The organism is Microcoleus sp. S36b_A4 (assembly GCF_036700645.1).
In the GTDB taxonomy this organism is placed as follows: domain Bacteria; phylum Cyanobacteriota; class Cyanobacteriia; order Cyanobacteriales; family Microcoleaceae; genus Microcoleus.
Genome location: NZ_JAUBPI010000002.1, coordinates 119,736 through 135,217, shown reverse-complemented (window position 1 = coordinate 135,217; position 15,482 = coordinate 119,736). Strand labels below are relative to the sequence as shown.

Below are 15,482 nucleotides of genomic sequence, written 5' to 3'. Positions count from 1 at the left end.
TGTCGGTGCAAAGTCCTCGGACGATCGGCTGTTGGACAGCATTGAAGCTAGCGTCGGCTTATCCTGCGCCTCCAAGCTCTGAAGTAAGTGACCACCGGGAATTGATAAAATTCACCTACCAACCACAGCACAATGCCTAAATGCGACAAAAAAGCTAAGCCTGTCCAAGCTAGGGGCAGCCATGACAACCGGCTGCCGGGAACCGGGGGAAAATAGTAAGCTGAAAGTCCCAGCAAGGTGGTGGGAAGGAAAATTAGACCCAAAGCCGCTGCCAAGTAGGGCCATCCGAATTCTACGCCTTCGAGGTGGGCTCCTATCCACTGTTTGCCGTTCCAGTGCCAAGTTACGGGCGGTTGGCGATCGGCCATTTGGAGCGATTGTCTTTCAACGCTTGCGGTATAAATGTGCTGGCAGAAGTTGCAAGCTAGGGCGTCCATCAGCGCTAGGGTGGAAATTTGACCGGTGCGGCACACGGGACAGGGATATGTATCTTGAGGGTTGAAAGGTCGGGTTGATTTTTTGAAAAGCTGCATAGATCAGGCTGTTTGTCAAGATATTGAGCGATCTTAACAAAGTACAAAGATTATGGGTTGGCTGAAGGTGGTTTTTGTATCTAGATTGTTGGTGATTTAACAGGTTTTTTCACGCTTACGGGCCCCACGGGTTAATGCGGGTTGATATTAGACCTCTCCAATCATTATTATGGTGGAACAGGCATCCTGCCTGTTCAAGACTAGCAATTCTTGCGATGTCTATTGAATGATTCGGATTAATTGCGGTGATTGTTGCTGTACCGAATTCGGGCTCCTGCCCAGTGAAGTTTTTCCCTCAAAGTGTTGAAATAAGAATAGTTTTCCCGCAAAATGATAAACTTGGCTTCGCAGTCCGCCCTCCGCACGTCTACGCGCTGTCCTGGCCAAATTGCAGTACCCAAAATGCCGTCTGTCCAGAGTTTGGTACTGAGTTCGTAATCTGCTAAAGGCCAAATGCTGACGACGGAACCGGGGGGGAGGACGATCGCCCGACTAGATAAACTCAAAGGGCAAATCGGAGTAACGGCGATCGCCTCCATTCCCGAGTGCATAATCGGCCCGTTGGCAGATGCGGTGTAGCAAGTCGAACCGGTGGGAGTTGCCACAATTAAACCGTCGCCTTGATACTGATCGACTACTTCGCCGTCAACTTCCATTTCTAGAATACAGCTCGGCATTCGATCGGCTGAAGCAGGTTTGACACACATTTCATTTAGTGCCAAAAATCGATCGCTTTGGGGTTCGAGATTGCTTCTGTTTCCCTCAAAAACTGTTGCCTGCAACATCATCCGCTTCTGCACAGCATACCTATCTTCCGAAAGTCTGTCCCAAATCTCCTCAGTATTTTGGAAATCCTCAAAAGACTCGGTTAAAAAACCCAGATGTCCCCCCACATTCGCTGCCAAAATCGGAATGCCGTCAGCCGCCAAATTCCGCGCGGCAGCTAGGGCCGTACCGTCGCCGCCCAGCACTACCGCTAAATCAATTGGGCTGTTACTAGAAGCTAAAAACACAGGATACGGGTTATCTTTCGGGCCACTGGGCCCCATTAAAACGTGACACCCGCGACTTTCTAATTGGCGAGCACACTGTTCTGCCCACCGCTGGCTGAGGGTATCTCTGGCTTTGTGGGCGATAATTACTTGTTTTAGTTGCACAACCTATCGATTTTAGATTTTAGATTTTGGATTGTGAGATTTTAGAGTGAGTGAAAGATCTTAAAATGTTCGATTGTCGATCGGCAAATACGGCAATGACATCAACCCTCTGCTCTATCGACACTGACAACTCCCTCTAATCCTTTCTGATTGTAATTTAAATCGCACTCACTGCGGTTAAATTGATAAATATTCATCATTGGGACGATATTGGGATTGCTATCAAACAACTTGCTGACATTTTTATCTGAATAAACCACAGCCCTGCCGCTCGTGGGGTGGTAACCACTAATAACAAGGAAACCCGGACGGTGGCTGTGATGGTGGTGCTGGAAAGGTTGAGGCTACTCAAAAGGTAGTTTGTTGCAATTTATTCATAATCATATACGCGGATCGTCGTATTGTTTCCAAAGTTTATTTTGAGCAGTATTGATCTACAACTAGCAGAAATAAAGGAGGCGTTAATTATGCCTGATAGCATGACGCAAATTCTCAAAGCTGGTCCTCCAGGAAATAAACGCAACATCGCTGTCCTTGGAGACGGCTTCGCAGAAGCCGACCAGAACGTTTATAACCAAAAAGTCAAAGAGATTCTTCTAGATGGAGTGTTCGGTCATGATTATTTCTATGAAGATGCTCAAGCTTTCAACATTTACCGAGTCAACCTGATCTCTAACGATTCAGGGGTCAGCCAGCGAGTTTATGACGAAAAGGGAACTCCCGCCGACCCCAGCGATGACGTAATTGTCAGTACGACCCTGCGAAATACAGCACTTAGGTACATTTTCAACGGTTCTTGGGCGCACTGTTGGTTGGAAGAGGGTGCTAACACGGCAACCCTCGTTCAAAATGCCCTCAACACCTGGGTCCCCGATTACGACCTTGTTTTGATTATCCTCAATGAATCTGGCTTCGGTGGCTGCGCGTGGGGGAATAAACAACACGTTACCCTTGGCTCAAGTTGGGAAGTGATGGCTCATGAATTTGGACATGGGATTGGCAATTTAGCAGACGAGTACTGCCAACCAGGCACTTATATTGGTGGAGAGCCAGGATCTGTCAATATTACCGTCAATAGTAACCGAGCAACGCTCAAGTGGAGGCGATTTGTCAACCCCGCGACCCCAGTTCCCACGGGAGTCAATGCCTCGCCAAACTCGGGAGCCTGCACTAACCATAATCAGGGAACGAAACCGTTAGGTTGGAGCAGTAGTCAGGATGTGGGTCTATTTGAAGGGGCACAATATCGCGACAAGGGTATTTACCGACCAGTGGAAAATTGTCGCATGCGCGGGAACTCGCCCCCATTTTGCCCGGTATGTTACACTGCGCTCAAAGAAAAACATCACCCGTATACGGGACGAACCTTTTCCAAGTGCTATGCGGGGGACTTTAACGGCGACGGTAAGGACGACCTGCTCGTTCATAACGACAACTCGATCCAAATCTACCGCTCCAATGGCTCTAAACTCGACATGGTTTTTAGTGTAGTGGAAAGAGTTCCAGGTTCCTGGCAATTTAAACCGAATGACCAATTCTATATCGGCGATTTTAATGGGGACGGTAAAGATGAAGTCGTAATTTACAATAGTACTGATTGGGGGATGGAATATCTTGGGTTGCTTGTCGATGATGGCAACAATGGTCTAGAGTTGGTTGCTCGTTACGATGACTCGATGCCCGGTTGGCAATTCCAAAAGAGCGATCGCTTTTATGTGGCTGACTTTGATGGCGATGGCAAGAAAGACCTGTTTGTCTTCAACGGTGTGGAGTGGCCTACCCCCTATCTGGGAATGTTGAGGTCTACAGGGTCAGGATTTTCCCTGGTGAAACGCTACGACGGTAGCCTCCCCAGTTGGCAGATGGGCAAGAACGATCGGCATTACGTGGGTGACTTCGACGGAGATGGAAAAGAAGACTTGTGGGTGTTCAATGGCTCAGACTGGTCCATACCGTATTTAGGCATTCTGCGTTCACAGAGTACCTTCCTATCCATGGTGAAGCGTTATGACAATACTCTACCGGGCTGGCAAATGAAACCCAATGACCAGCACTATGTGGGTGACTTCAACGGAGATGGGAAAGCGGATCTGTATATCTTCAATGGGCAGGACTGGTCGATGGCATACCTGGGGATGCTCAGCTCGAATGGTGCTGTCCTGAACATGGTGAAGCGTTATGATGACACCGTTCCTGGTTGGCAGATGCGTAAAAATGACTCTCACTACCTTGCCGATATCAATGGTGATGGCAAAGTCGATCTCTTTGTATACAACTGCAAAGACTGGTCGCGGGAATACCTTGGAACGATGATTTCCAATGGTTCTGCTCTAAGCTCTAATTGGGTTGAGGATTGGGTCGGCGAATGGAATTTAGGAGCAGTTGACCAGTTTATTCCTTGTAATTACGAGGGAGTTGCTGGCAAGCGCGATCTATTTGTTCATAACCAAAACTGGTTTGGCATGATCCGAGCAAATCCCGTCCTCTCACTCCAGAAAATTTACTACCGCTGGATTCACAACTATCGCTACGGTCGCAATTGGTAATAAGAAGGAGCCTAACCATGATTGATAAATTGACATCCAAATCTAGGAAGGAAGAGGAACTGCCTTCCTCCAGAGAGAACGTTCAACTTCCTCAGATGAGTGAGGTAGCCCAAATTCAACCGGGAGTCATGCCCAGCCAGCCAGAACCTGGTAGCGAAGGTCTGAGCTTCATGTCAGCCATATCAGAAGAAGAGGGTATGGGATTGATGGCTCCAGTATCGTTGGAAACCCAGGCTAGACCAGACCAAGTAGAGCAATCAGACAAGCTCATGCAGCAGCAGTTGGCTCAAGAGAAATATATTCGTTTGCGTTTGCACATTGAGAACGGAGAACTTTCTGTCATTGGTGTACGTGCAGTGGAAGGTTCCCTGACTATGGAGAAGCACTTACAAGGTGAGGTACTCTATGAAGTCAACTCTGGTCAGACGCTAATAGCGGTTGGCTCGCTCCCCACACTGGGTGAAGTGCGAGGACTACCATATCCTGATGGTCTTCCAGAACAGCAGATGCATCATATCACTGAGCTATCGAGCGATGAATTTACGGTTCGGATTCCGCAGCAGGATATCTCCTTGGCATCTCTACCGGATCTGCAAATCACCGTCTATCGAGCCAAAGGCGGTTCTCCAGGTCAAGAACTCACTGCTGAACCACTCAGCATACAGTTTGGTGAGCAACTGCGTAAGGTCGCTCAGCTCCAGGGCATTCACTTGGAGACATTGCCAAACACTCTACAAGGGGAACTACAACAGGCACTCCAATAAACTGTTTGTGACGGAAATTTCTTTCCTCAATAGAAAGCTGGATCTGCGTTACCAGGCAGAGCCTGGTAACGAGAAAAATTCCCCATTCTTTAATCGAAAATTGTATTACCCTTCCATACCTCGGGATTTCGGGCGGGGCCATGTAATGCTGGAGTCGGCCGCGAGTAGGCTAGAAACTGCACTCGCCCCAAAGCGGTTGAGGTGACTGGGGTCAACAAAATAGTCATTGCGGCCCGGCCACCGCTGCGAAAAGTCGCGGAAAGCGAAGCCTTTTTGCCGCGAGAGTTGCTGCATTCGTTGCCGGAACTGCTGTTCTGCCCGCAGGCGAGTTCCGTCTAAGTAGTCGTTGGTGAGGGGTAAATTGACGAAAATTAGGGGAATTTTGCGAGCTTTGGTAAATGCTACAACTGAGTTAAAGGCTACTGCTTGTTTGCCTCCGAGGTTGAAGTTTTTGTAGTCGCCATCGTACTGACCTGAAACGTAAGCGCGTTCTCGATAATAAGTGTTGGGATTGTACTTGCCCGACATTGCCATGAATCCGTTGGAGTCGATCGATTCTGCCAATTGGTTGAGTTGTCTGATGGCTACTGTTGTGCGTCGCGAAACTGGAATCAATTGTGCTTTATGAGTTGCTGCATTCGCTGCGATCGGTTTTAACTCATATCTTGTAGCATTTGAGGCAACGGGCAAGATGCCCGTTCCACTCGACAGGGATTTGATTGGGGGGTGGGTGTCAGCAATGGGCAAGATGCCCGTTCCACTCGACAGGGATTTGATTGTGGGGAATAGGGGTTGGGCATCTTCCCCGCCCCTGAAAGGTCGATCGACAGATGCCAATGCTTTGCGGAAAGTGTTGTTATCGCATGGCTGCGGGAATCTGTAACACTCGGGAATCACATTCGGTTCATCCAACTCTAGTTCGGGGCGAACGCCTGCGGCTAAAAGTTGACTGCCTTCAGAATCGACGATCGAATTAAAAGTGCGATCGTCCCGGCCGCTGTTAAATGCCCGCACACCATCGGCCCAGACAATCATTTGAGGCAAATGACCGGGCTGCAAAAGCCGCCGCAGTTGAAAGTCAACTACTTGTGCAGTTGCGCCATTGACTGAAAAGTTAAATACTTTTAAGCCCGGACGGCCCCTTTGGGCCAAAGATTGTTTTAGCTGTCTGGGATCGACCCCCTGCAATGCGCGGGAACTGCCGACAATCAAAACATCTGGTGGGCCGACTGCAGCAACGTAGGATAGGTAAAGTTGTAGTTGTTCGTTTAGCAAATCGCTGCTGAAGCTGACTGTACTGGCTTGCGATCTGGTTGCGCTCGCTTGCTGCTGGGAATAAACCAGGTTTCTCATGTACTCGATTACTTTTTTCTCCGCAAACGCACGTCTGGGACTGCCGGGGGGAACGGCTTGCATCCAAGCGACGGCCTGCACCCACAGGGCGGCTACTTCGTCCCAGTCTTGTTTTGAATTGGCTGATTGAGCCAAATTAGAAGCTTGGGTGGCAAAGTTAACTGACTCCGTGAAGGCATCGTTTTGCGGGCAAGAGGGAAGGCTGAGGGTTTTTCTGGTTTTGTTGCGGTTTTGAGCTAACAAAGACGTTGGGGACTGCGCTAGGACTGCGGATTCGTCGATCGAACCCGATGGCGCTGCGGTGTTGGGCGGCTTCGTTGACGAACATCCCAAAGTTACGGCTAATACAGCGGCTGCGGCGCAGGTACGTTTGAGGATGCTGGTGCTGATGCTAGCAATGTAGCGGCGAATCATAAAGCTTTCAGCGATCGCGAAACATTACTAGATATTACCGCAAACTGCCCATTCGTCTGCCGCCGCGATCGTGACTTTTGAGTATTTATGTATGGGATTCGATAACTGCTTCGGCTTGCAGGGCGATCGACCTCAATTTATCCAATGTATCCTGGTTCGCACTCTCCCACAACCCGCGCTGACGAGCTTCTAGCAATCTTTCCGCCATATCTCGCAGTGCCCAAGGATTGTTTTCTTGAATAAATGCCTGCACTTTCTCATCAAAAATGTAAGCCTCTGCGATTCCTTCATACATAAAATCCTCTACACAATTTGCCGTAGCATCGTAAGCAAACAAAAAATCAACAGTTGCTGCAATTTCAAATGCACCTTTATAACCGTGTCGCATCGCACCTTCTATCCATTTGGGATTTACAGCCCTGCTGCGATAAACCCGCGCAATTTCTTCTCTCAGTTGCCGCACTTTCGGATTTTCGGGAATCGAGTTGTCGCCGAAATAGGTTTCAGGATTTTTGCCTTGCAAATTGCGAATTGTGGCCGTCATTCCGCCTTGGAATTGATAATAATCATCCGAGTCGAGGATGTCGTGTTCGCGGTTGTCTTGGTTTTGCAGAACTATTTGCATTTGGCCGAGGCGTTTTTCAAATGCTTCGGGTGCAGAACATCCCCATTCACCCCCCCTAGCCCCCCCTTGTAAAGGGGGGGGACAAGAGTTGGAATTAGCCCCTCCTTGTAAAGGAGAAGAATTAGATTTAGCCCCCCCTTGATAAGGGGGGGTTGGGGGGGTACTTGTATAGGCGTAACTGCTCCAATTAATGTAAGCTTTTGCTAAATCGCTGTCGTCTGTCCAGTTTTGAGCTTCAATTATGCCTTGAAGTCCTGCGCCGTAAGCACCTGGTTTTGAGCCAAACACTCGAAATTGCGATCGCCCTTGCGCCGCTTCCTGACTCAAACCTGTAGATTCCCAATACAAAATCTCTTCCTTAACTTGTGCTGCTAAAGGGTTGTCTTCTGCCGATTCCTCTAAATCAGCCACAGCTTTTACCGCACTGTCAAACAAATCAATTAAATTAAAAAAAGCATCGCGGAAAAAGCCAGAAATTCGCAAAGTAACATCAACGCGCGGTCGCCCCAACACAGAAACGGGCAAGATTTCAAAATCTACAACCCGGCGCGAAGGGCCATCCCAAACTGGTTGAACTCCTATCAGTGCCAAGGCTTCGGCGATGTCGTCTCCCCCCGTCCGCATGGTGGATGTTCCCCACACTGACAAACCCAAAGTTTTCGGATATTCGCCATTTTCTTGGGTGTATCTTTCGATTAAATTTTCAGCAGCAACTCTGCCAACTCTCCAGGCGGTTTCTGTGGGAATGGCGCGGATATCTACTGAGTAAAAATTGCGACCGGTGGGCAATACATCTGGTCTGCCGCGAGTGGGCGCGCCGGATGCGCCGCTTGGTATGTGCCGCCCATCTAATCCGCGCAAAAGGTTGGTAATTTCTTGGTTTGTTTGGAGGAGGGAAGGTAAAAGATAGTTATTTATCCACTCTAATTCTTGTTGGGTTGCTTCTCCTATTTGTTGGATATTTTTAACCGCAGATAAACGCGGATAAACGCGGATATTTTCGATTAAGCTATCTACTAATTCAGCGGCTTTTTCTTCGAGTTCTGCTGTTAAATCACCTGCTGTACGGTGCTGAATTATCGACGTTGGATCGCAGGTTAAAGGGTCGAAATCGTAGCCTGAGTCTTCTGCTAGGGCGCGGGTTAGGCCCGATCGCCCGTTGGTGGGATGGCGGGCGATCGCAATTATCAAATCTCTCAACTGTCTACCTTCGGGACACTGCCCGAAAATGTGCAATCCGTCACGAATTTGGGATTCTTTGAGTTCGCAAAGATAGCCATCTGTGCGGGTGATAAATTCTGTAAATTCCGATTTATTTAGTTGTATTCCTAAGTCTTTATCTAAGTTTTCTTTGTTGGTGAGGGCGAGAATGCGATCGCGAATCATGGGCAATCTGGACGGATCTAAACTTTGGGCTTCGCAATACTCGTCAATTAAGGTTTCCAACTGCTGCAAAGGCCCGTAGAGTTCGGCGCGAGTCATCGGCGGTGTCAGGTGGTCGATAATCACAGCTTGCGATCGTCTTTTTGCTTGGGAACCTTCCCCCGGATCGTTGACAATGAACGGATAAAAATTCGGCAACGCCCCTAACGCTACTTCTGGATAACATTTGTTAGACAAGGCTATACTTTTACCGGGAAGCCATTCTAAATTTCCGTGTTTTCCAGCATGAATTATAGCGTCAATTCCCAACTTTTCGCGCAGCCAATAATAGTAAGCTAAATAATTGTGAGTTGGTTCTAAGTCTGGGGCGTGATAATTTAATGCGGGGTCAATTTCATATCCCCGCGACGGTTGAATTCCTACAAACACATTCCCAAACTGAATCCCCGGAATCGGAAAAGACCTATTGTTACTTATAAAGTCTTGTGCATAGCTGCCCGGAAGCCCCCATCTTTTACAAATTCCCTCTTGCACTTCCTGGGGCAAACTCGCAAAATATTCTTCATATTCTGCCAAATCCAAAGATTGATGAACAGGCCGCAATTCGCGTCCTTCCGGGTCATTTGTCACGCCCGAAGTCAGGAGTTCAATTAACTCGTTGCCGTTAGCAGGGATGTTTTCAATTTGATAGCCTGCTTGCTGCATAGCTTTGAGGATTTCGACACAGCTAGCGGGCGTATCTAAGCCGACGCCGTTGGCTAAGCGGGCGTTGCGGGTGGGATAATTTGCGAGAATTATGGCGATGCGTCTGTTAGTGGCTGGGGTTTGTTTCATCTTCACCCAATTCGCGGTTAAATCTGCTACAAATGAAATGCGATCGCCCGCTGCTACATAGCCTACTACATCTGTTTCTAATTCGCTGTTCCAAGTCTGTACCGCTTTAAAAGAAACAGCCCTAGTAATAATTTTTCCGTCTACTTCCGGCAATGCTACATTCATCGCCACATCGCGGGGAGAAAGTCCTTGTAATTCAGTTTCCCACTGTCCCAAACCGCCGCCGCTGAAGATTGCTTGCAATACAGGGACATCTAAGGATTTTAAACTATTTTGTTCCGGTTCTTGGCTGCTAAAACCGGAGACTGCAAAACTTGTAGTGTTGAGCAATAATTGAATAGGTTCTGATTCTTTGGGTTGAAAATATTCCAGCAATTCTATTTGCAAATCTGGTTCACGTAGAGAAGACACAAAGACGGGAACTGGTACTAAGTTTCGCTCTGCTAGAGCTTGACAAAGTGCATCAATTGGTGCTAAGTTTCCTGATAAGTAATGAGCGCGATAAAATAAAATCCCGACTTTAGATGTAGAACTAATATCCCCGTGTCCGCAAGTTGGAGACGATTCAATTTGCTTTTTCCAATCATAAATTCCGACGCGGGAAACTGTTTGAGGTAGGGGCGGATTATAAGCAGTTTTTAGGCAAGTATCGGCAGCAAATTGGAGTGCATTAACAAGGTTTTGGACTCCACCTTCTGTAAAATAGCGCCAAAGTTGATTTACTGCTGACAGCGATACATTGGAATGGCTGATTAAATCAGGGTCGGGACTGTCTTCTCCCGGCATTACAATCAGTGAGGCGTTAGTTTTTTGCACCGTTTCCCGCAGAATCTCTAACCCGTAAGACCAATAAGAACGCCCTCCTAAAAGTCTTAAGATTATGACCTCGGCGCGTTCTAAAACTTCTTCGGCATAAGTGTCAATTGTTAGTTGTTGCTGCAATTGAAGCAGGTTTACAGCGCGCACTTTGGGGAATGCTGCCGGCATTTTGGATGCCGCCGCTGCGAGAGTTTGAATGTCGGTGTCAGCAGCACTAATAAATACTATTGGTGCTGGGGTTTGCTGAATAAAAATTACTCCTTCTGATTCAGGGTTCCAACCTCCGGGTGTGGCTGCTATTTTGTGCATTAATTTTTTTTATTTTAATAAATAGTGAGAGAAAGTGCGATCGCCTTGAGTATAACATGACTTATACGTAAATAAAGACTAGGGCCTGTTTCCCAACCCGGTCATTCCCGCCCAACCGAGAGAGGGCCAACACGGGCGCACCGTCCCTACATTCGGGGTGAGAATGAGCCTCAAAGTCCCCGAAATCTCAACCTATAAACTGATAAATAAAACTCCTAAAATCATGATTCCGGCCCCTAATAATCTTTGCTGAATATCTTTTTCCTTAAAAATGAAATGACCGAACAATACACCCATTAACACGCTAGTGCGCTTAATCGCGATCACTTGCACTACCAAAGTTAATGTCAAAGCTTGCATTTGAAAAAGCACTGCAATAGCATTGAAAGACCCCATAGCAGCTAGCATGGGTAATTGTTTGAGAATTTTTTCTCCTGAATTTGGGGTTTTGTACAATAAAACTGGTAGTAGCAAGACAGTGATTGTACCAAACAAAGAGAATACCCAAAAAACAGGGGATGAATTTGTAACTCCTATTTTGTCAAAATTGGAGGCAATACTCCATAGTAATGCGACAATTAACATCAATTTGGGCCCAGGTTCATCCAGCAGTGCTTTGAATGGGGCTAAATATCCTTTATGTTTCTCTTTTATATTTAATAAATAAGAGCCTACTACGATTAGTAAAATGCCAATATAGTCAAAAAGTTTGGGATATTCACCGACAATTAGCGGTGAAGTTACCAACATGAATAATGGTGTCAAAGCTACCAGCGGTAGTGTGAGGGATAAATCTGATACTTTAATGGCTTTGATGTAGAGGAGGGATGTGACAGCGTTGATGCTACCTCCGATTAATAGAGCGAGCCAAAATTGAGAGTTTAATGGCGGAATTCCTGTATAAAATACCCAGGGAATCAAAAAGATGACTGAAAAAAATGAGAGAGACCAAGCTACAACATATTCGTCACTTTTTTTGAGGTTTTGTTTGCCAAAAACGTCTTTGACGGCTTCAAAGAAAGCGGTCAAGATTCCAAAAATTAACCAAGTCAACCTAAATATGCGCTCCTGACTCGCTCGTCGTTTAGCAAATCTGCTCCAATACCTGTGAGGGTAATATTACCAGCTTCTAGCACGTAACCCCGATCGGCAATTTGCAGCGCTAAACTGGCGTTTTGTTCCACTAAAAGGATTGTAACGCCCGTGGAGCGGAGGTTTTGAATGATTGCAAAAATTTCTTTGACGATCGCAGGTGCTAAGCCTAAACTAGGCTCGTCTAATAATAGCAGTTTAGGGCGCGACATCAACGCGCGGGCGATCGCCAACATTTGCTGTTCCCCACCGCTGAGGGTTCCTGCTAGCTGGCGGCGCCTTTCTGCTAAGCGCGGAAATATCTCAAATTGGCGCTCTAAATCGGCTTTTACTGCCGCTGAGTCCGATCGAATATAGGCCCCCAATTCCAAGTTAGTTAACACCGTTTGCTGGGCCAAAACCCGCCGCCCTTCGGGACTGTGGGCGATTCCCAATTTCACAACTTCGTGAGCTTGACGGCGGCTAATATCGCGCCCGCTATAAAGAATTTGTCCTTGCCGCAAATTAACTATTTTGGAAATCGCTCTCAGGGTGGTACTTTTGCCCGCACCGTTGGCACCGATGAGACTGACAACCTCGCCTGCATTAATCGTGAGATCAATATTTTGTATGGCTTGAATTCCGCCATAATTTACAGAAACATTTTTGAGTTCTAAGAGGATGTTTTTGTTTGTTTTAGGTGGGCTATGTTGCATTTTGTTTGACGGGATTTTTGATAACAAAACTGTCTCTTTTCTAGCAGTGGGCCAGGGGTTGAAACCTGGCTCATAGCTGAATTACTCTTCAGATGGCTGGAAGATTCATTTAAGGCTAACTATTAATTTTACTCGTTTCCCGTCAGAGCAGGCAAACATTTATATTTTTTACGTTTCATCTCCCAAATAAGCCTCAATTACCGCCGGGTCATTCCTCACAACAGCAGGTTCTCCCAAAGCAATAAGCTGACCGAAATGCAACACGGCAATCCGATCGCACAATCCCATAACTAGCGGTACATGATGCTCGATCAATATTACAGTTAAATTGAATTGCTGGCGTATTTCTCGGATAAATTCGCTTAATTTATGCTTTTCATTGGGATTCATCCCCGCGGCAGGTTCATCTAACAAGAGTATTTGCGGTTCTAGGGCTAAAGCGCGGGCAATTTCTAAGCGCCTCTGGTCGCCGTAGGGCAAGTTTTTGGCTTGTTCGCCCGCGCGATCGCCCAATCCGACTAAATCCAACAATTCTAAGGCTTTTCGCTGGGTTTTGCGTTCCATTGCGTTAGATGCTGGCAAGCCGAAAATCCCCGCCAGCACGGATAAAACTGGATTGCCCGATCGACTGTGGATGTGTCGGGCGATCGCCACATTTTCCACAGCAGAAAGTTCCCCAAACAACCGGATATTTTGAAAAGTTCTGGCAATACCTTTATTAGCAATTTGATAAGGCTTCAATTGGGAAATATTTTCATTTTGATAAATCAGGTTGCCACTAGAAGCAGGTATCAGTCCAGTCATTAGATTAAATAGAGTTGTCTTGCCCGCGCCGTTAGGGCCGATTAATCCAAAAATTTCGTGTTTTTCAACTGTAAAAGATACGTTGTTTACAGCAATTAAACCACCAAAACGACGAGTTAATCCTTTTGCCGCTAAAACAGGATTGCTTGTTGAGAGGGTAAGGGGTTCGGAAATCATAAACACATCATAGAACGAATATAAGATATCTAATTATGCCTTAGACTGCCGAATGTTCTTAAAGTCACCCTTTTTAAGCAGTATTTAGGGCGATCGATTGCACCACGGGCAAGCACAAATTTAGATCGCCCGGAGTCCTGAAACAGTTTGATGAGAATGTATACACAATTATTCAAATGGCTGAGACGGCTCATCAAACACAAGGATTCTAGCCCATGACGAAGCACTACCGACACAGATTAGCTGCCGTAATTGCCCTCTCGTTTCTATCTTTCACATCGCCTTTGCTGTTGACTCGCAATGCTGCGACTGGAATTGGGGAGGAACCCACAGCTAATCCCAAACAGATTGCCTTCCTCACCGAGAAGTTAAATATTAACGATGAAATAGCACTTGATCCAGCTATTAAGCTGTTACGAAAAATAGGTGAACCAGCCATCCCTGATAGGATGGAAGCTTTGCAGGATCAGAATTTGTCAGTCGCTCAGAGTGCTGCTGAGGTTCTAAGACAAATCGGTCTTCCTGCTATTCCTGCCTTTGTCAAAACCTTGAAAGACTCAGATGTGTCGGTTGGTGCAGAAACTAAAATTGCTGTGCCGCAGCTAATTCTGTTGCTGAAAGACTCCGATGCCACTGTGCGTAGCCGTGCTGACTATGCTTTGGGCAGGATAGGTGCAGAAGCTAAAACTGCTGTGCCGCACCTAATTCTGTTGCTGAAAGACTCCGATGCAACTGTGCGTAGCCGTGCAGCCAATGCTTTGGGAAAGATGGGTGCAGAAGCTAAAACTGCTGTGCCGCAGCTAATTCTGTTGCTGAAAGACTCCGATGCCACTGTGCGTAGCCGTGCAGACTATGCTTTGGCAAGGATGCGTGCAGAAGTTGAAACTGCACTACCACAGCTAATTTCCCTGCTTCAAGACTCAGATGCAACTGTGCGTAGTAGTGCAACCAATGCTTTGGGAAGTTTCGGTGCAGAAGCTAAAACTGCACTGCCGCAGCTAATTGTCTTGCTGAAAGACTCCAATCCAAATGTGCGTAGTAGTACAGCCTCTGCTTTGAATAAAATCCGTGCAAAAGCTTAAACTGCATTGCCGCAGCTAATAGTCTTGCTGAAAGACTCCAATCCAAATGTGCGTAGGTAGTGCAGCCTCTGCTTTGGGGACGATTGGTGCAGGAGCTAAAACTGTTGTGCCACAAATAGTTCCGCTGCTGAAAGACTCCGATGCCAATCTGCGTAGCCCTGCGGCCCCTGTCTTGCTAAGTATTGCTCTTCACCTTCAAGAAAAAGCAAAGACGCTAACCTCACCGGAGTTAAATCAGGCTGTATCAAACCTAGAATCAGCCTTAAAAATTTTGGATGAACCTAAAGCTAATTTGTCACAACCAAAAATCGCAAATCTCCGTGTATACATCAATGCTCTCAAAGCTGAACCAAGCAATTGCCACTGCATCAAATCACTTCCAAAAAGTCCCTACATCTGGGAAATTTACTTGTTTTTCCTCTTCCGAATCTTTGGCATCCGCCCACTGTGGCTGCTCAAAATCTACCAAACCTTAAAATCGAAATAGTCGGCGTCAGAAACATCACCGTTTTGCTAGCAAAACTCTATACCAAACAACTCATTGCCAAGAAAAAAGGCACAGCACAAGGCAATTCACCCGCTAGTATTTTTGAGTAAATACTGCACTATTTAAACCGAACAAACCGCAGCGTAACAGAGGATGAAGTCAGCGATTACACCGCTAGATATTAACGGCAACGATGAGAGTTAATGGCAAGATTTATTGAAGGTAGCCGACTCCCAAAATTAATCAGAAGCGATCGCAGGCTTTCTGTTAGCCGTAAAAAATTGCTATCTCGATAAAATTCCCGGTCCAAAAGATACTGACTTTCTGCCGCAAGAAATCACATCGCGCTATAATATTACAATTACCGTACCGCTTCAATCTCCTCAAGCCGTCTCGCCTGGGTAATCT

Annotated in this window: 13 protein-coding genes; 5 read left to right on the top strand and 8 right to left on the bottom strand. The window is 46.8% G+C overall.

Annotation, left to right across the window (positions count from 1 at the left end):
• Positions 1-47: 47 nt before the first annotated feature.
• From QUA03_RS01625 to QUA03_RS01615, 3 genes are all read right to left on the bottom strand, one after another.
• The gene (locus tag QUA03_RS01625; protein ID WP_333209116.1) at positions 48-533 is read right to left on the bottom strand and encodes a hypothetical protein; all 486 of its coding nucleotides are present in this window, start codon (positions 531-533) and stop codon (positions 48-50) included.
• A 236-nt stretch (positions 534-769) separates the two neighbouring features.
• A complete protein-coding gene (locus QUA03_RS01620; RefSeq protein ID WP_333209114.1) occupies positions 770-1,690 on the bottom strand; it encodes an NAD(+) kinase in 921 nt (306 codons plus the stop codon).
• A 101-nt stretch (positions 1,691-1,791) separates the two neighbouring features.
• Positions 1,792-1,950 carry a hypothetical protein gene (locus QUA03_RS01615; RefSeq protein WP_333209113.1) on the bottom strand — a complete coding sequence of 53 codons (159 nt, stop codon included), beginning with the start codon at positions 1,948-1,950 and terminating at the stop codon, positions 1,792-1,794.
• 207 nt (positions 1,951-2,157) lie between these two features.
• Between QUA03_RS01615 and QUA03_RS01610 the strand changes: the two genes are divergently transcribed.
• Positions 2,158-4,236 (top strand): M64 family metallopeptidase, encoded by a 2,079-nt coding sequence (locus QUA03_RS01610; RefSeq protein ID WP_333209111.1) that lies wholly within the window; start codon positions 2,158-2,160, stop codon positions 4,234-4,236.
• Positions 4,237-4,265: 29 nt separating this feature from the next.
• The gene (locus QUA03_RS01605; RefSeq protein ID WP_333209109.1) at positions 4,266-5,000 is read left to right on the top strand and encodes a hypothetical protein; all 735 of its coding nucleotides are present in this window, start codon (positions 4,266-4,268) and stop codon (positions 4,998-5,000) included.
• A 105-nt stretch (positions 5,001-5,105) separates the two neighbouring features.
• On the opposite strand, the gene QUA03_RS01600 is transcribed toward QUA03_RS01605, so the two are convergent.
• The 5 genes from QUA03_RS01600 to QUA03_RS01580 form a co-directional block, all read right to left on the bottom strand.
• The gene (locus QUA03_RS01600) at positions 5,106-6,767 is read right to left on the bottom strand and encodes a hypothetical protein (RefSeq protein WP_333209107.1); all 1,662 of its coding nucleotides are present in this window, start codon (positions 6,765-6,767) and stop codon (positions 5,106-5,108) included.
• A gap of 85 nt (positions 6,768-6,852) precedes the next feature.
• Positions 6,853-10,737 carry a cobaltochelatase subunit CobN gene (gene cobN, locus QUA03_RS01595; protein WP_333209106.1) on the bottom strand — a complete coding sequence of 1,295 codons (3,885 nt, stop codon included), beginning with the start codon at positions 10,735-10,737 and terminating at the stop codon, positions 6,853-6,855.
• A 192-nt stretch (positions 10,738-10,929) separates the two neighbouring features.
• A complete protein-coding gene (locus tag QUA03_RS01590; RefSeq protein ID WP_333209104.1) occupies positions 10,930-11,790 on the bottom strand; it encodes an EamA family transporter in 861 nt (286 codons plus the stop codon).
• Positions 11,787-12,524, bottom strand: a complete 738-nt coding sequence (locus QUA03_RS01585) for an ABC transporter ATP-binding protein (RefSeq protein WP_333209102.1) — start codon at positions 12,522-12,524, stop codon at positions 11,787-11,789. The genes QUA03_RS01590 and QUA03_RS01585 overlap by 4 nt, the downstream gene beginning before the upstream one ends.
• 168 nt (positions 12,525-12,692) lie before the next feature.
• Entirely contained in the window at positions 12,693-13,505 is an 813-nt protein-coding gene (locus QUA03_RS01580) for an ABC transporter ATP-binding protein (RefSeq protein ID WP_333209100.1), read from the bottom strand.
• A gap of 215 nt (positions 13,506-13,720) precedes the next feature.
• Here QUA03_RS01580 and QUA03_RS01575 point away from each other — a divergent pair, with 215 nt between their 5' ends.
• The 3 genes from QUA03_RS01575 (at position 13,721) to QUA03_RS28930 (ending at position 15,479) form a co-directional block, all read left to right on the top strand.
• Positions 13,721-14,587, top strand: a complete 867-nt coding sequence (locus tag QUA03_RS01575) for a HEAT repeat domain-containing protein (RefSeq protein ID WP_333209098.1) — start codon at positions 13,721-13,723, stop codon at positions 14,585-14,587.
• Between the two features lie 46 nt (positions 14,588-14,633).
• Positions 14,634-15,074, top strand: coding sequence for a hypothetical protein (locus QUA03_RS01570; protein WP_333209097.1), 441 nt, complete (start codon positions 14,634-14,636; stop codon positions 15,072-15,074).
• Positions 15,075-15,326: 252 nt separating this feature from the next.
• Complete coding sequence (locus tag QUA03_RS28930) at positions 15,327-15,479, top strand: hypothetical protein (protein WP_445304752.1); 153 nt, start codon at positions 15,327-15,329, stop codon at positions 15,477-15,479.
• Positions 15,480-15,482 lie beyond the last annotated feature (3 nt).